The following is a 17,349-nucleotide window of genomic DNA, read 5'->3' as shown; positions in this document are numbered from 1 at the left end:
CGACCGGTTGGGCCGATCGACCGGACGCCGGCGAGGCGCCCGAGGGCGTGGGCAGCGCCCTCTTCGGTGAACTCGCCCGCATGGTGGCGGCTCTCTCCGAGCTCCAAGGGCTCCGTTCCTTCACCCTGCCCTATCCCGGCCTCGCCCAGCGGGCGCTGGATCACACGGTGATGCGCTGCCTCGATGTGGGGGAGGCGCCGCCGAGCGGTCTTCCGGAGCTGTGGGAGTGGTGTCGGACCAGACCGTCCGACGACCCGCTCTTCGCGGTCCCCACCTCCCTGGTCTCGCCGGGCACCGTGCTGGTGCACCGGGTCGGCCGGATGGCGACCCGGTCGTGTCTCGAGGTGGCCTCGCACGGACCGGACGGAGGCGTGGCGGGCCACGCCCGCGCGCTCCTCGGGGACCTGCACGCGAGGAGTGGAACAGAGGAACGCTACCGGCCGTGCAGGGCGTTCCTGACGCGTCACCCGGTCGTCCACCAGCAGGACCGCTTCGCGCCGGGTTGGAGCAGGGCGGTCTGGAGCCGGGTCAAGAACCTCTACGGTCCGTTGCCCGAGTTCCTGCTCGTCGACGGAGACTTCCTGTACTGCCCCTCGTGCAGGCTCCCCGCGCTGCCCAGGGGCAGTGCCGTGCCCGTACCCGAACCGTCCGGCACCGGCGCGGAAGTCTGGTGCGAGGGGGAGGACTGCCCGCGCGACGCCCGTCCGCGGCTCATCCGTGACCCGGACCAGGCGTGGATCCTGCAGCGCTCGCTGCGGTGGTACCTCGTACTGCCGCACCGCACCGACGAAGCCGTCCGGGAGGCACTGGAGCGCGCCGAAGTCGCCTACGAGACCCTGGCCGGTCTTCTGCCCGCCTACCGGCTCAGGGACACCGGCCCCCGCATCGTGGACATCCAGGTGTACGACCGCCTTCAGCCGGCGCTCCTTGCAGCCCATCTCACCGACAGCGCGCCCCTTGCGGACCGCACCCTCGTCGTGGTCCCCGACGCGCTTGCCGGACGGGACGGCTACAGGCAGGCCTTCGCCGACGCCCTTCCCGCGCTCCTGCGGGACCGACTGGTGCTCACCACCCCCATAGATCTTGTGTCCGGCCTGGGATGGGCTCGGCGAGAGGAGAAGGACAATGCGTAGTCTCACCCCGCCGTTGACCGACGTGTTCAACGCGCTCAAAGCATTCCTGGCGTCCTCCGTGTCCCAGCGAGCGCTGGAAACCCTCTGCCAGGTCGAACTCGGCCTTTACCTCCAGGAGAAGATGATGCCGGGCAGCCCTGCGGGCAGCGCCTGGGTGCTGTTCAGCGGGTACGGGTTCGCCGAGGCGCACCGGGCAGCGTTGCCATCCGATGCGGCAAAGACCTTGCGTATCGCCAGGTACTCGCTGTGGACGCTGCGCCGGAGCCGTGCCTGGCTGGAGGCGCTGGACACCTACCAGAGGTTCGACCCCAGGGTGCGCGCCTACGACGTACCGGACGACGAGACACCCGCTGTCCGCCGCGACCTCTCCGTCGCCGGTGACCGCTTCTCCGCCTACGAACAACTGTTGCGTGCCGCACCACCGCTGGCGGGCAGGCGCCTGCAGGCCGCGGGTCAGGGCCCGCACGCCTTCCCCGTCAGTCGCACCATGGCCGTCGTCGACCTGCCGCCGGTCCCCCACATCCCCCTCGTCGCTCACGACATGGACCTGGAACCGGCCGGCGGCGGCGAGCCCCTGATCTTCACCAGGGAGAACCTGGAGCGCACGGCGGCGGAGATGGACGCCCAGCACGCTCGCTCCGGCAAGGGCCGGGCACCACGGTGGCTGGAGCGGCTACGGTCGTTCGACCTGTCCACCAACGAGAACGGAACCTTCCACAAGGCGAGGAAGGACGAGGACTTCGCCTTCACGGTCGACGGCATCCAGCATCTGCTCGGCATCGTCGGCGCCGGCAAGAGCACACTGCGCGACATCATCGCCGTACATCTCGCCAAGCTGGGCAAGCGCACCACCATCGTCGTCACCGATGTCGCGGAGGTGCTGAAGCTCGTCCGGCTCTACGACCTCTACACCGACGGCGCCGCCGCACCCGTGCTCGGCTCCTCGGGCCGTGAGCGGCACGCCCAGCGATTGCACCGTCGGCTGGCGGGCCGGGGCGAGCACCGACTGCTCGCCCACGACGACCCCGCCTTCGCCTACCTCGGCACATCCTGCCTGCTCAATGTCATACGGCAGGGCGCCACGTCGACGACCGAACCGCTCGCCTACGGCGAGGCACCCTGCTCACGGCTCCGGCCCCCTTCGGCCCTGCGGCGTGACCCGAGCGACGGACGGCACTCCGAGTGGCAGAAGAGGGTGACGAGCTGCCCGTACTGGTCCGCCTGTCCCCGCCATCACGGAGCTCGTACCCTGGTCGGCGCCCTGATCTGGGTGGCCACGCCGGCCGGGCTGATCGACGCCTCGCCGCCCCGCCCTCAGAACGGTGAGCGCATCCGCTTTCTCGAACTCGCCTGCCGCCGTAGTGACCTCGTGATCATCGACGAGGCCGACCGTGTCCAGATGCAGCTCGACCGGACTTTCGCACCCGCCGTGGTCCTCGCCAGCGACGAGGACAAGGGCCTCATCGACCAGCTGAGTCGGCACAAGATCCGGGAACTTGCGGCCGGTGGACGCACCCAGCTCTCCGAAAGGGACGTCGAGACCTTCGCCGCCGCGCTCAACACCGCAGGCGCGGCCACCGACCGGCTGTACGCGATGCTCGTCGCCGGGTACGAGCTGCGCAAGTGGGTGCGGACGGGCTACTTCAGCGCCTGGACGCTCCAGCTGGGGCTCCTCGACGAACGCTACGAACTCCCCGACGACAGCGGTCGGGACCACCCTCATCACGCCCCTCGCGAGGCCCTCGGGAAACTGCTCGACGCGTTCCGGGACAACCCCTTCGGCGACCGTCACCGCAGGACGCAGGAGGACTTCGGCCGGCTGACCACCCTCCTCAACGAACTGCTCCACACCGGCAACCCGGAGAACACCCGGCGCCGCCTCACCGAGGTCATGGACGAGGTCTTCGCCATCGACCCGAAGTACATGGCTGCCCGGCAGCGGAAGTACCAGGAGGCGTACGACAAGTGGCGGCGCGAGGAGGAGGAACAGGAGAAGAAGCGCGGACGCCGCAGGAAGGCCAAGCCTCCGCCCCAGACTCCCGCGGAATGGCGGAAACAACTTGCGGAGCGCTTCGAGTTCACACTGCTGCTCAGCGCCCTGGAACCACGGCTCGCCATGATCAACGCCATGTGGCCCCGCGTCGAGGCCGCCCTCAGCCTGGGCTTCAACACGATGTACCGCCGGCCGCTCGACTACGGCCCGATGGTGCCCGAGGCACCGATGGGCAATGTGCTCGGCTTCCAGTTCCGGGTCCCGGGTGAGGACACGGGCGGAGTCCGCAGTGGCGAACTGACCTTTTTCCGGTGCAGCGGCGTCGGACGTGAGCTGCTGCGCGCCATCCCCGATCTCACCTCCGTCGACGGCAGGCCCGGTGCCCACCTGCTGCTCATGTCGGGCAGCAGCTGGGCGGGCGCGTCCAGCCGCTACCACGTCTGTGTCCCGGTCGGTGTGGTCATCGAACCGCCGGCCGAAGTGACCGAACGCATCGCCAACGAGAGCTCCATGCGCTTCGAGTTCATCGACGACGGCGACGAGAAGCTGCGCATGTCGGGAACCCATCCGGACGACCGCCCGGAGAAGTTGCGTCGCATCGCGTGCCATCTGGGCGAGGGCGGAGACGAGTACGAGGTCACTGAAGGTGGCCCGCTCCAGCAAGAGTTGCTCTCTCTTCCTCCGGGGCGCGACCAGATCCTCCTGCTGGTCGGCAGCTATGCCGAGGCACGTGTGGTGGCCGACACACTGCACAACCTCAACGTCCGCTGGCACAACAAGGTGCTGTGCCTGGTGTCGGACGACGAGGAGATCACCGCGGAGGACGAGGCGCCGTCCGCGTACCACGCCCGATCACTGCGCCGGGGTGACGTCGAGCACCTGAAGGACCTCGAAGCGGACATCCTGGTGGCGCCCCTCCTCGCGCTGGAACGCGGCCACAACATTCTCAACGAGGACGACGAGGCGGCCATTGGAACGGTCTACTTCCTGGCACGGCCGCATCCGCACCCGGAGGACCTTCACCTGGCCGTCAACGCCGTCAACGACTGGGTCGTCCGCGCCGTCACCGGCGGTGACTTCGCCACCCTGGTACAGGGACAACCCACCGTCGAGCAAGGAGCGGAGGAGTTCCGCCGCCTCGCCCGTTCGTACTGGTACCAGGTACTCGCCCGTTCCATGGCGTGGAGCTGTCTCGACGACGATGTACGGGAACAGGTCACCTGGGACATGCTGGTCCTGTTGTGGCAGGTGATCGGGCGACTGGTACGCGGTGGCGTACCGGCCCGGGTGGTCTTCGTCGATGCAGCCTTCGCCCCTAACCGCAGCGCCGTGCCGGCGCGGCCCGACACCTCCGAATCCAGCCTGCTGCACAGCGTCCTTGCCGTCCTGGACCCGTATTTCGACGGCGGCACGACGATCGCGGAGAAGCAGTTCATCGTCCGTGCCCTGTACGCGCCACTGCGCAGCATGCTCACCCGCCTGCTCGCCGACGTACCCGCACACCCGTAAGCGCCGAACCCCTGCCCCAGGAGGTAATTCCGTGTACCACCACATTCGCGTCGCGGCCTACGAACCCGATCCGCTCCACGGATTCTGGCGGGAGGAGATGAAAGTGCTGCGGCTCGGTGAGGACCTGCACGCCGAGCTCTCCAGGATGCATGCCGAGACGGACAAGAACCCCGTCCACTTCCGTCGGCTCCCCGTGCGCAGGCTCAACTCCCTGCTCCAGGCGTTGGCGCCGGGAGTCATCGCGACCGGCCGCAACGCCGGGACGGATGGCCGTCTGCCGTGGCTCTACGCGCGGGACGCCGTCCCGCTGGACGTGCTGGCCCCGGTGGTAGGAGCCTGGGCGGCGGGCATGCACCGGGAGGACGACGACTCGGAGGGCGCCGATTTCGAGGAGAGGCTCCGCTCCGGCGACCAGGCCGGGACGGTATGTCTGCCCCACTGGGAGACGGAATGGGTCGACCTCACCGAGAGTGTGCTCTCGGCGGGCGGAACCGCCGAACCCGCCGCGCGACTCTACAGCCTGCTGCCCGAGTGGATCGCCTCCCGGCTGGCCGCCCGGAGCTTCCGTACGGGCGGCAGCACACTCCACTTCCGTGTCGAGAGCTCGAGTGACGGCGCGCGACTCGTCTCTTGGCCGCCTCAGCGCTACGAGCGCCGCGGGCAGACCTGGTACTACTCGGCCTGCCTTACCATCACCGTCCACACCGTGCCGTTCGCCCCGCGTTTCCGCGTCCATGTGTCCACGCAGGTACGCCGGTGGGCCACCCAACTGAACGTACGCCCCCACCAACTCGGCGGTACGACCGTCCTGCTCGACGCTCCACTGCCGTGGCCGGAAGGGCCGGACCGGGGCCACCGGCTTATGGTGAACACGCTGGGCTATGACCGGCGGTCGAAGCAGCTGGCCTGGCGTCGGCACAGCCCCGCACCACTTGTGCCCGAGTTGGACATCGTGCGCAACTACCCCCGGCCCGAAGTGCTCTTCTCCGACCCCGAACGCTGGATCAACGGTTCCGGGGACGTGGCCGCCGGCATCGTTTACCACCCGTCGATCGGCCCGCACGAGGTCGGGCCCGGGCTGATGCCACGGGAGCGGGCGGATCTGGACGCCTGGGTCGAGGAAGGGCTGCGCCCCCTGCTGACCCGGGTCCCCGACCTCACGCGCGTCACCCGGAGCAACACACCCTCCCTGCTGCCCCGTTCCGGCGCCGAACGCGGGCCGGGTGTCCGCGACGCCCAGTTGGCTCTGCAACGGCGGGCGGCGCTGACACGCGCACTGAACGGCCGCCCCCTGGAGATCGACGTTTTTTGGCAGTGCCCGGAAACCCGTGCGACGCTGCTCGCCGAGCTGCCCAAGCTCATTGGACTACCCGCCGGGCAGCAAGTGCCGTCGGCCGACGGGGAGACCTGGCAGTGGCAGTGCGAGGGGGTCGACATCCGCGTCCGGGCCCGGCCCGCGGGGTCCTTGGCCGAAGCCCTGCCGACCACCCGAGCCCGCGGGCGCCTCAAGGCCGTCCGGCTGGCCGAGGCCATCGAAGGGCGCTGCGGGCTCGTGGCGGACCGGGCGAACCCGCTCCTCGGCGGGGCCGGAGTCGTGATCACGGAGATTGCCGGCAAGGAGCGCTTCGCCGCCGTCCCGGACTCCGACCCCAAGCACGCGCTGCGCATCGCCTGGGCACGGCAGGGACGGCTGACCCAGTTCGTGAACTCTCCCGATGACACCGACAGCTCTCTGGAACACCGGGCCAAGTGGACCTGGCTGGACGCCTTCCGGCAGCTGGGCGCCATCAGCCCGCCCGCCCACCGGGTGGGAGCCGGGGTTCCGGGCGACCTTCAGTACGCGGCGCTCTGGCTCGTACGCCACACCAGGAAGGGGCCCACACGATGCCCCGTCCACCGGCTGGTGGCGGTGCGGGTGCGCCCCGGCGACGGAACGGGCGTCATCGAGGGGTGGGACGCAGAGCGAGCCGAATGGGTGCCGTATCCGAAGCTGTTGCTGCTGCTCTCCCAAGCACGGGAACCGGCGGCGAGCGGCGGGAAGGAGACCGGCACGGGGAAGCGCGTCGATGCTTCGGCAGCCCGCGGAGGATCCCGGCCCGCTGCCCGCTCAGGCGTGGAGCAGGACCGGCAGCGGGAGACCGAGCAGCAGATCCGGGCACTGCTCTTCCAGCTCCGAGACCGCCCGACGCTGCTGCTGGCGGACGCCGGCAATCTGCGCCAGAGCTGGCCTGGCCTGCGCAACGGTGCACTGGACCGTGACATGCTCAGCTTCGGGGCCGAGCCCGCCCAGCGGCACACGCTCTACGGCCACGATCTGCGGGTGCTGCTCGTCCGGGACGCCAACGCCCGGGGTGAAGTGCCGGAGTGGTACGCCCACGACACCGATGACGGGGTCGGCTTCGCCGAGGGTGTGTGGGGGACGGCGGACACGGAGGGCCGTGTCTTCGCAAGTACGGCCTCGAAGCCGCACACGGTGGCGAAACTGCCGAAGGGGCTCATGAAGCTGGTGCCCACGACACAGGGCCGGACCGCGCCCGGGAAGACCGCGTGGAACCCTGGGCAACTGGAGATCACCGTGCTCGGCTGTCTGTCGGAGAAGGCGTTGACGGACTCGGGGCGTGCGAGTGCGGGTGACCTGCCCGACCGGCCGGCGGAGTGGGCGACGCTCACGCACCAGCTGCGCTACCACGACGACTATCCGCCGCTCGCTCGGCCTCTCCCGCTGCACTGGGCGCGTCTCGCCGGTGAGTACGTGCTTCCGGTGGCGGGAACGAAGTCAGAGGGGAGTACGTCATCTGCTTCCTGAGCGATGTGCCACCTGGATGGGGCGTCCCGAACGATCGATGCTGACAAGGATCAATGTTTCCCTTGTGTGGGCACCGAAGCCTGAACATGACCACGGGGACGGGTTCTGGTGCACTCCTTGTTAGGATCATTGGGCGTCTTCCGTGACGCTCATTTGGTGCCTGTGCTGATGGGTTATCAGGGGAATCGCTGTCCTTCCTGCTAGATGCATGATTGCGGGACGTAAATGGCCCGGTCTTGGGATTCGGGGCTATGCGTGAATGGGTCCAGGCTGACATGGGTGAATCAGTGAAATGCGCCTTTCGGGACTGTGCGTTGCGCGGTCAGGGCGGTGTCTTGATTTGTCCTGGATTGCCGGTAAGTTGGGCTCAATTTTCCATGTCGTCTGTGTCAGCAATGGCCTGCTGATCTAGGCGGGGAACCTCCGGTGGCAACCTGCAGACCAGTTGGGCGCTGGTGCCGCTGATGCGTGGCATTCCGCCGAACCGCTCCCGGTCTACGGGCCGGGGCGATGCCGATCGGCCAGGCGGCGTGCGGACAGGGCCACGACCTTGACCGCCTACGAGATCGGCTCCGCCGTCGGCGGAGCCGGCCTCGCATCGCCCGCCTGGCATAGGGCCCTGCAGACGGGAGGGGCGGCCTATGAGTGGTGCCAGACCTCACCCGGAGCAATGTCCCAGGAAGTGCCGGCGATCCCTCCGGTGTGGAAGAAGAGAGCCCAGCTCACGACCACGTCACCTGCACGCTGCGCACCCCGCTCAAAGTCGAAGCCGGGCCAGCACAGGTCGCCCGTCAGGCTGAACCGAATTCCCACGTCTCGCTCCAGCGCATGGTCCTCCATCTCGGTGGACAACTCCGAGGGCACACGGCCGATCAGCCGGATTCCCTCACAGATGACCTGAGGACCACGCAACCCATCGACGAGCACGCAGGTCAGCCCCACTCCTTCGACGAAGTAGCAATTCACGGCCGGCTGCTGGTCGTCCGAAGCGGACCGGTGAAAGTCGACCCGCCACTGGGCGCGCGACGAGTTCCAGGGCTCCATTTCTCTCTCCGAGGAGATGAAACGGTGCCCTGCCATAGCGGTGACGGTGCTGTGCCGATCCATCCCGAAGGCCAGCGGTCCGACGGACTCGGCGTGCGCGTACCTCCACTGCTCGCGCTCGGAGTCCGCGAGCACTGTCCAGTAGTCCGTGTTCATCGCTCGATGATCATCCACCTGGCTCCGCCGGCGCAATCGGCCCGGCAGTTCCGTTGTTCCGCAGGTGCGGGCCTCGGCCGGGTGTGTGCGGGCGCATGTGCGGTTCGGCTTGGGAACACGCGCAGCCGAGGCAGGGACCACGCCCCCACCCCGGCCGCACGCATCCTTCCCCCTCAGCGCAGGCGGTACGCCGTCGGGAGGGTCTGTCGGACGGTGTCTCCCTTCGTGTCCGAGGCATGGATCCGTAGTCCGACGCCCTGGGGGGCGTGCGCGGTGGTCGGGTTGTTGATGTGTGCGGTGAAGGTGTTGGGGCCCGCGGTCCGGGTGGATACCTTCTTCCAGGTCTTGCCGCCGTCGTAGGTGGCTTCGGCGGTGAGGTCGTTGACCTTCGGCGGGGTGCTCAGGCGGTCCTGGTAGTAGGCGGTGATCGTGATGCGGTGGGTGCGGCCCGCCCGGGCGGTGTTGTCCAGGGCCAGGCCGAGGTCGTACCGGAGGAAGATCAGGGGCTCGGGGCGGCAGGGGCCCGTGCTGTCGCCGGTGAGGTCGCCCATGCAGGGGTTCTGGTCGGGGGCGTCGTCCTTGGAGGGCCTTGCGGAGACGTACTCCCACTGGGTCGTGGCGCCGTTCGTCCGGGCCTCGAACGTGTAGCGGGCCGAGCCGGCCGGGAGGTCGTAGGCGGTGAGGTCACCGGTGCCGTTGCAGGCGGAGAGGAGGAGTGCCGCTCCGGCGGTCATCGCCGCGAGGACGCCCTTGCCCGGCCGGGTTCGCCGCACTCTCCCGGGCGTCGCGTGACGGGTTTGCCGCAGTCTCCCAGGCATCGCGTGCCGGGTCCGCCGCAGTCTTCCGCGCATCGTGTCGGATCCTTTCGTGCGCACGGTGGTGGTTGCCGCTGGTCTGCTCGTCGTCATCCGAGCTCCCCGGCTTCCGTGGCGTACACCTCGTGGGTGCGGCGCTCGATCTCGTGTCCGGACTTGTCCTTGAGGGTGAAGTCGCAGAGCGCGTCCTCCGTGGGGCGCAGTTCCGGGGCGGTGGGGCCGCAGGCGCTCGTGCCGAAGGCGTACTCCGTCAGCGACCGGTTGTTCAGGACGCCGGTCATGGCCTGGCGTCCGCCCGCGCTGCTCGTCACGTAGAACGTGGGGTAGAAGGTGTCGCCCTGGCGGCAGGCCGAGCACGGTCCGGAGGCCACGGTGTAGCCCGAAGGGGTGCGGATCTGCTGAGCGGCTCCCGGCACGGACGGTCCTTCGTTCCAGTGCAGTTCGTTCTGCCGGGTGAGGACCACCTCCTGGGTCTCGCTGCGGGCGCCGGTCAGTGTGGAGTGGTCGGTGTTGTCACCCCAGGCGGCGGTGAACCGGTCGACCGCGTCGTCCTGCGGCTGGAGGTACACCGTGAGCGTGGACCGGGTGGGTACGAGCGGCAGGCCGAGCGTCGGCAGCAGGGGAGTGGACCCCGACATCCGCAGCCAGGACAGCCGGTGGACCGTGCCGGGCCGGTCGGCATGGAAGTGCTGGACGACCGGCCGCATCTTCGCGGTGTCCAACCGGTACTGGAGGTGGGACGGGACGGCGCCCTCGGCGACGAACGAGGCGGCGTAGACCTTCGGCGCGGCGCTGCCGCCGAGTTCGATCCGGACCGTGCCCGGGTGGGCCTTCAGCCGCTGGGCGAGCCGGGCGGCCTGTCCCTCGTCCACGCTCACGACGGGCAGCGCGGCGTACGGTTCGAGTGCGGGGCAGGTCTCGGGGCCGCCGGGGCACAGCAGTTGGCTGTACGCGCCGCCCAGCGAGGTGAGACCCGGAGCCGCGACCAGGACGCCCTTGGCGCCCTCGGCGGCGGCGGCCTTCACCCGGGTGTCCCGCAGCTCGGCGAAGTCGCACGTGGTGCCGCACAGGTCGGTCGGCGTCATCAGGACGAGCTTGCCGTCCACACCGGCCGCGGCCAGTTCGGCGGGGGTCCCGCTGCCCGCGTCGACCACCGGCACGCGCCCCCCGGTGGCGAGCCGCGGGATCGCGGCGACGGCCTCCTGCCCGGCCAGCAGACCGTTGGGCAGCTGTCGTCCCTCGACGGTCACCAGGGCCGTGTCCGGGGTCTGGTAGCGGGCGGCCAGATCGAGGGGCGTCCCGCCGCCGACGGCCTTCATGGTGACGACCGGGGTCGTCCGGACGCTGTACGTGTTCTGGGTCAGCGTGCCCGTACGCACCTTCTTGGTCGGCAGCGCCCACCAGTGCGAGGTCTCCCGGGCCTGGTAGCCGGACCGGAGCGCGGTCGCCATCGTCCACGCCCCCGTCGCCGAGATCCGGGCGGTGGACGTGACCGCGGAGTAGGTCTCGGTGGCCGCCGAGGTCCGCACGCTCACGGGAACCAGTTTGCGCAGGTCCAGCGTGACCGTGGCCGCCCCCGTGATCTTCACCTCGGGCGCCAGCGGGACCGCGCGCTGCTCCTCGCCCGAGCCGTCCTGCCAGGTCACCGGGATGGTGGCGGCGTAGGTGCTGCCCTTGTACAGCTGGGCGGTGGTCGACTCGGCACCGGGTTCGGCGACCAGGCCGTCGTACAGGGGGTCCTTGTCGTCGACCGGCAGGAAGACCGCGTCGCCGTAGGTGACGGAGGTGGCGCCCTCGGGCGGTACGACATTCAGGGTCAGCGGTGCACGTTCGGCCTCCAGTACGGCCTGGACGCGCGTCGCCGTACGGACCGTCCCGGACGTGTCGCGGGCGGTCAGCCGGCCGTCCCAGCGGCCGTAGGACCCATGGGCGCCGAGCGCGGCGCCGTCGAGCGTCACCTCGACGTCGGCGGATCCACCGGCGGGGAGCGTCAGTCTGTTCCGGTCGAGCCGGATCAGACCCGCCGGGGCAGAGGCGCCACCGCTCGTCGCCGAGGCCGTGAGGTCCAGCGTCGTCGCGGTGCCGGTCAGGTTGGAGTAGGTGACCGTCCTGGTCACGGGCGCGCTGCCGTGGGGGCGGCGGCCGAAGCTCAGGTTCCCCGCCGCGACGATCCGCGGACCGGTGGCCCCGGCGAGGTCCACCCGGCCGGTGCCCTGCGCCTTCTCGTCGTACCCCAGGTCCTTGGCGGTGCTCATCAGGAGCGCCTTGATCTGGTCGCCCCTCAGCTCCGGATGCTGCTGGGCGACGAGGGCGGCGGCCCCCGCCACGTGCGGGGTGGCCATCGAAGTGCCGCTGGCGCTCGTGTAGTTGTCGTCCACCGGGGTGCCGAGGGCGGTGCCGGCGGCCCGTGCCGCCACGATGGCGACGCCGGGGGCGGCGATGTCCGGCTTGGCGGCGTAGTCCCCGGGGCGCGGGCCGCGCGAGGAGAAGGGCGCCATCTTGTCGCTCTTGTCGACCGCGGCCACGGTCAGCGCCTCGTCGGCGACGCCGGGAGTCCCGATCGACGAGGTGCCCGGACCGGCGTTGCCCGCCGCGACCACGAAGAGGGTGCCGGTCTCCCGGCTGAGCCGGTTGAGCGCCATGCTCTGCGGGTCGGTGCCGTCGGTGACCTCACCGCCGATGCTCATGTTGACGACCTTGGCACCGGAGTGGGCGGCCCACTCCATGCCCGCGATCATGTCGGCTTCCTCGCACGCGCCGGCGTCGTCGCAGACCTTGCCGACCAGCAGCCGGGCGCCGGGGGCCACGCCCTGGTACTTCCCCCCGGACGCGGCGCCGTCGCCCAGGATGGTGGACGCCACGTGGGTGCCGTGGCCGTGGCCGTCCTTCGCGTCGGGAGCCTTGCCGGTGAAGTCGGTCTTCTCCTCGATCCGGCCGGCCACGTCCGGGTGGCCGGCGTCGATGCCGGTGTCGAGCACCGCCACGCGGACGCCCTTGCCGTCGAGGCCGCGGCTGCGGGCGACGCCGGTGCCTATCTGCGGTACGGAGACGTCGAGGCTGACCTCGGACACCCCGTTGAGCCACACCTTCTCGACCCCGGCGAGGGAGCCCGCCGAGCGGGCGAGGGAGGCCGGTCCGGTCTTGCCCCGTACCCCCTTCCACCACGTCCCGTTCCCCGCGATGCCGAACGAGCGGCCGCCGACGCTCCGCAGCGCTCGGCCCGTCCTCGCCCCGGCGAACTTCGGGGCCCTGGCGACGTCGTGCTCGTCCTTGTACGTGACGATCACCGGGACCTCGGTGCCCGCGCCGCCGCGGACGCCGCCGCCCGCAGCGACGGACTTCGACAGCGCGGTGAGGTCGAAGAGCGACCAGTCCAGGACTCCGTCGCTCAGCAGGTGCATGGCGTCGTTCGGTACGACGTGGACCTGCCCCCTGCGGGTGATGGTGTGGAAGACGGTGGCGGGTCCGCCGGTGCGCGGGGCGGCCTCGGTGTCGCGCACGACGGGCTTGCCGTCGTCGTTCAGACCGAGGGACACCGTGTCACCGGTGATCAGCGTGACGTCGATGCCGCCTCCGGACGAGGCGACGACGTCGGCCAGTTCGGCATTGGAGAGGGGGGAACCCGGGGTGGTCGCGCGGTCGGTCGTGCCCGCGGCCCCGGAGGCCGGAACCTGCTCGACCGGCCGGGCCGCCTGGGCCGGGACGGCGGGTACGGCCAATCCGAGGATGACCACACCGGCGGTCAGCGCGCCCAGACGGCGTCCGTGACGCCTTGCTTTTCTTCGCCTCATCTATCGCTCCCTGTGGGACGTTCGAACGGGGGTATGGGGACAGGGGTCTTCCGACGTACGGGTGCGGGCAAGGGGTGCGGGTACGCGTGCGGGAGATGCGAAGCACCGGCCGGGATCCTCGTCAGAGGGGGCCGTACTCCTCGTCGAGCGGGTCCCCGCCGTGCGGGCCCCGGCGGGTGCCCGGAGCGTGCGCGCTGCGAAGCGCCGAGGTGTCCGTCGTGTCCGTCGTGTCCGTCGGCGGTTCGCCGGACGGCTTGCGGGACGGTTCGCTCGGTACGGGGAGATCCGGGCCGGGGCGCGCGGGCGCGCACGGGCCCTTCGCCGGTTCGTGCGCCGGCTGGTTCGCGGGTGACATGACAAACAAGTGTGGCCACGTTCGCGGCCCTGTTCGATCACTCACATGAGGTAATCAATCGTCCGGCTCCCCGGGCGCGGGTTTTTTCGCACCGGGTCGGGGTCGGGCGAAGCGCGGACCATTTACTCGTCGCTCCACTCGTCCTTCTCGCCGTTTCTCGTCGTTCTCGTCCTACTCGTCTCCCGGCGGCCGGTCGGCGACCACCAGGCCCGATTCCAGGAGCCTGGTCGCGAGCGCCGTCCGCGAGGCCACCCGGAGCTTGCGCATCGCCGACCTCACCTGGGTGCCCACGGTCTGGGCGGACACCACGAGTTCGTCGGCGATCTGCCGGTTCGTCCGGCCTTCGACCAGCAGCCGGGCGACCTCCAGTTCGCGCGGCGAGAGCCGGTCGCCGTAACCGGGCCTGCCGGGGGGCCTGCGGGTGCCCCGCCGCCCGCCCAGTGCCCGCGTCACCCGGCCCGCGTCGCCCTGCGCGCCGAGCCGCGACAGTTCCTTCGCGACGTCGGTGAGCAGGCGTACGCCGGCGCCGTCCTGGCCGGCGGCGAGCAGGCAGTGCCCCCGACGCTCCCTGGCGAGCAGGGCGTCGTACGGGCGTGGCAGCGCGTCCCACGCCTCGGCCGCCCGCGCGAACAGCTCCGCGGCATCCGCGAACCGGCCGCCGTCCTCCGCGAGGAGCGCCCGGCAGGTCATGAGAGCGGTGCGGGGCGCGGGCGCGTTCTTGCCGTCCAGGCTGCGTTCGAGCGCCGTGACCAGCTCGGCGGCCTCCGTGGGCCGGCCCACGGCCAGCAGCGCCTCGACCCGTACGAGAGCGACCTCGGTGACTCCGGGCCACAGCCCCCGGACCACGGTGATCTCGGCCGGTTCCTCGGTGAGGCGCAGCGCCTGGGCCGGATCCCCGTCGCGCAGGCGCAGCCTCGCCAGGGCGGTCGCGGCCTCGACCCGCTGCTGATCGTCGCGTCCGGCGAAGCGCAGCCGCTCCTCGGCGCCCTTCCGGTCGCCGGCCGCGGCCTTGAGCAGACCCGCGACGAGGGCCGCCGCGGCCCTGTCCCGCAGCCGCATCCCGAGATCGTCGTCACTCAGCCGTGCCGCCCGCTCGGCGAGTCCCGCCCAGGCGCCCGTCGCCCAGTCGAGGCGGGTGCGCACGGCGGCGATGGTGCCCAGGTAGTCGAGGAGTTCGAAGCGTTCGCTGAGGGCGAGGGAGCGGTCGAGGCGTGCCGCGGCCTCGGCGTAACGGCCCCACCGTATGGCCTCCTCACCGACGTTCGCATGGCCGATCGCGGAGATCTCCGCCTCCCGCGTGCCCGCCACCTCGTCGGGGATCTCCCCGGCCACGTCCCAGCCGGTCTCCTCCCCGAGCGTCAGCAGCGCGTAGGAACGTTCCACCAGCTGCCGCAGGCGGTCGTACGGTGTGAGCGAGGGGACCTCCGGCAGCCCGTTCAGCCATTCCAGGTGCTCCGAGGCCGGCCGTGCCTGCCCGAACGGCAGGGCCAGCAGAAGGTGCGCCCGCGCCGCCTCCGGCGAACGGGCCGGGAGGTGGGCGACCGCCTCCCGTATCTCCAGCCAGCCCGCCTGCATCTCTCCCGCCGCCATGAGCACCCGACCGGTCTGGAAGCGGACGAGCGCCTCCTGCTGGGGCGGCAGCGTCCGGTCGCGCAGGGCGGCCCGCAGGGACCGCACGATGCCCGAATAGGGGTCGGCTCCGTGCAGGGCCTGGAACTGGATGTTCGCCACCAGCCTGGCCACCGCCTCGGCGGGCAGGGGGACGGTGGTGACCAGACTGTGCAGCAGCAGCGCGGAGGTCGCCACGTCACCGGACTGCGCGCACAGACCGGCCGCCTCCTCCGTGTAGGTGCGCGCCGCCTCCGCCTCACCGGCCAGCCGGAAGTGCCGGGCCAGTTCCGCGGCGGGCGGCGCCCCCCGGTCCTCCAGCGCGTGGGCGGCCCGCAGATGCATGCCACGCCGCTCGCGGACCGGGACGACCGCGTACAGGGCCTGGCCGGTGAGCGAGTGCCTGAACAACCACTGACCGGCCCTGTTCTCGCGGATCAGACCGCTGTCCAGCGCCTCGGCCACCGCGGGGGAGAACCGCTCGTCGGGCAGTCCCGCCACCGCCGGCAGGGTGCCGTGATCGGCCGGGCCGGAAAGCACCGACAGCGCGTACAGGACCGTACGGGTGTCGGGGCGAAGCCGACCGACGCGTTCCAGGACGCCGTCGCGGATCGTGGGCGGCACATCGATGCGGTCGAGGCGGCGGCGCGCCCATCCGCCGGGCCGGCGGACCAGGTCGGCCCGGTCGTGCATCAGCCGCACCGTCTCCTCGACGGCCAGCGGCACGCCTTCCGTTCCCGCGTGGAGGAAGGCCGCGAACTCGGTGGAGATGTGCTCGTCCGCCAGCATCGAGGAGACGAACTCGGCGGTCTCACCGACGTCCAGCGCCTTGGGGGCCAGCCGGACGAGGTGGGCCTCGGCGGGCAGCCGGGAGGACAGCCGCAGCAGCAGGGAGTCGGCCGGCACCTCCTCGCCCCGGTAGGTGAGCACCAGGCTCACCGGCTGGGGCCGCCGCGAGACCAGGAACAGCAGGAACTCCAGGGTCGCCTCGTCGGCCCAGTGCACGTCCTCCAGGACCAGCAGCGCCACGTCGAGGCGGTCGAGCACCTCGACGAAGGCGCGGAACAGCCGGTGCCGGGCGGTCGTCGCGTCGTCCAACGGCTCGGGCGCCGGGGGGAGTCCGGCCGCCCATTCGGGGAACAGCGGGCGCAGCGCACCGGCCAGACCACTGAGCCCGAGCCCGGCGACGCCCTCCGCACCGCCGACTCCGTCGCGCACGGCGTCGACGACCGCGCCGAGCGTGTACGGCACGCGCAGATCGGGGCAGGCGCCGGTCAGGGTGCGGGACACCCGTCCGGCGTGCGACGCGGCGAACTCCCGCAGCAGACGGGTCTTGCCGATGCCGGCCTCGCCGTCGATCAGGACCACGCTCGGCCGGTGCAGGGCCGCGTCGAGCGCGGCGACCTCACTGTCCCGGCCCACGAACCGCGGCGCCGAGAGCTCCGGCAACGGGCCGCCACCGGTGTCGTTCCGCTCCGCCACGCCCACCCCTCATCCGTCCCCGACCCAAACGATCAACGCCGGTGCGGTGCCGACCCTATCCATGACCCATGCATCCTTCCCCCGCGGAGTACGCACAGGAACGTCATATGCCGCTCCGGGGGTGCGGGCCGTGCGCCCGCTCCCTCGGCGGTCCGAGGGCGCGTGGGGTGGGCAGCGCGTACGGACCCGCGTGGAACACGTTCGTCCGCGTGCGGCACGGCACCGCGGGATTCCGCGGCCCGGCAAAGCGAAGATCGAATCGGCGTGGTGAATCCCGGCAGGCCCGCAAGGCGCCCGTGGGTAAATCGATCTCGCCATCCCTGGCAACATCCGGCCATTCTCGGAAACGGCGCCGCTCGACATGCGGTTGTCCCGGGGAAGCGCTCCCCGGGACGACCGGCAAGGCCGGCGCCCGTCCGCGGTCCCGTTTTCGCACGTCGGGTCGGCGCACCGCGCGGCATCCCGGAAAGAAAACCCGCGCGCCGTCCGCCGCCCGGGGCGCGCAGCCGGAAAACGCGGTCTTGCTCCGACCGGGCGATTCGCCCAGGCTGGAGCGTCGCGTTTCCGGACGGAACACGGCGATGGCCGGATATTCCGATCTCGCTTCCCCGGTACGAGCCGCTGCGGCTCCGAGTCGGGCCACCCTGGAAGGGCAGT

Annotated in this window: 8 protein-coding genes; 3 read left to right on the top strand and 5 right to left on the bottom strand. The window is 71.1% G+C overall.

Annotation, left to right across the window (positions count from 1 at the left end; all coding sequences use genetic code 11):
* Positions 1–47: 47 nt before the first annotated feature.
* From ACZ4FH_RS26395 to ACZ4FH_RS26385, 3 genes are read left to right on the top strand one after another with little or no spacing between them, the layout of a single operon-like run.
* A complete protein-coding gene (locus tag ACZ4FH_RS26395; RefSeq protein WP_467307873.1) occupies positions 48–1,133 on the top strand; it encodes a pPIWI_RE_Y domain-containing protein in 1,086 nt (361 codons plus the stop codon).
* A complete protein-coding gene (locus ACZ4FH_RS26390) occupies positions 1,126–4,635 on the top strand; it encodes a pPIWI_RE_Z domain-containing protein (RefSeq protein WP_467307872.1) in 3,510 nt (1,169 codons plus the stop codon). The genes ACZ4FH_RS26395 and ACZ4FH_RS26390 overlap by 8 nt, the downstream gene beginning before the upstream one ends.
* A 31-nt stretch (positions 4,636–4,666) precedes the next feature.
* The gene (locus tag ACZ4FH_RS26385; protein ID WP_467307870.1) at positions 4,667–7,441 is read left to right on the top strand and encodes a pPIWI_RE module domain-containing protein; all 2,775 of its coding nucleotides are present in this window, start codon (positions 4,667–4,669) and stop codon (positions 7,439–7,441) included.
* A gap of 639 nt (positions 7,442–8,080) precedes the next feature.
* On the opposite strand, the gene ACZ4FH_RS26380 is transcribed toward ACZ4FH_RS26385, so the two are convergent.
* The 5 genes from ACZ4FH_RS26380 to ACZ4FH_RS26360 all read right to left on the bottom strand — a co-directional run bounded on the left by ACZ4FH_RS26380 (position 8,081) and on the right by ACZ4FH_RS26360 (position 16,692).
* A complete protein-coding gene (locus ACZ4FH_RS26380) occupies positions 8,081–8,641 on the bottom strand; it encodes a hypothetical protein (protein ID WP_467307869.1) in 561 nt (186 codons plus the stop codon).
* 173 nt (positions 8,642–8,814) lie between these two features.
* The gene (locus ACZ4FH_RS26375; protein WP_467307868.1) at positions 8,815–9,414 is read right to left on the bottom strand and encodes a hypothetical protein; all 600 of its coding nucleotides are present in this window, start codon (positions 9,412–9,414) and stop codon (positions 8,815–8,817) included.
* 131 nt (positions 9,415–9,545) lie between these two features.
* Positions 9,546–13,247, bottom strand: a complete 3,702-nt coding sequence (locus tag ACZ4FH_RS26370; RefSeq protein WP_467307866.1) for a S8 family serine peptidase — start codon at positions 13,245–13,247, stop codon at positions 9,546–9,548.
* Between the two features lie 121 nt (positions 13,248–13,368).
* Complete coding sequence (locus tag ACZ4FH_RS26365) at positions 13,369–13,602, bottom strand: hypothetical protein (RefSeq protein ID WP_467307865.1); 234 nt, start codon at positions 13,600–13,602, stop codon at positions 13,369–13,371.
* A gap of 171 nt (positions 13,603–13,773) precedes the next feature.
* A complete protein-coding gene (locus ACZ4FH_RS26360; protein WP_467307863.1) occupies positions 13,774–16,692 on the bottom strand; it encodes an ATP-binding protein in 2,919 nt (972 codons plus the stop codon).
* Between the last annotated feature and the right edge of the window lie 657 nt (positions 16,693–17,349).

The sequence above is a fragment of the Streptomyces sp. NPDC024555 genome (genome assembly GCF_055559335.1).
This window is presented reverse-complemented; position numbering and strand designations above follow the sequence as displayed.

Bases quoted from the DNA above. Each gene is read 5' to 3' on its own strand.
- ACZ4FH_RS26370 (WP_467307866.1), bottom strand. From the start codon at position 13,247: ATGAGGCGAAGAAAAGCAAGGCGTCACGGACGCCGTCTGGGCGCGCTG.
- ACZ4FH_RS26380 (WP_467307869.1), bottom strand. From the start codon at position 8,641: ATGAACACGGACTACTGGACAGTGCTCGCGGACTCCGAGCGCGAGCAG.
- ACZ4FH_RS26365 (WP_467307865.1), bottom strand. From the start codon at position 13,602: ATGTCACCCGCGAACCAGCCGGCGCACGAACCGGCGAAGGGCCCGTGC.
- ACZ4FH_RS26390 (WP_467307872.1), top strand. From the start codon at position 1,126: ATGCGTAGTCTCACCCCGCCGTTGACCGACGTGTTCAACGCGCTCAAA.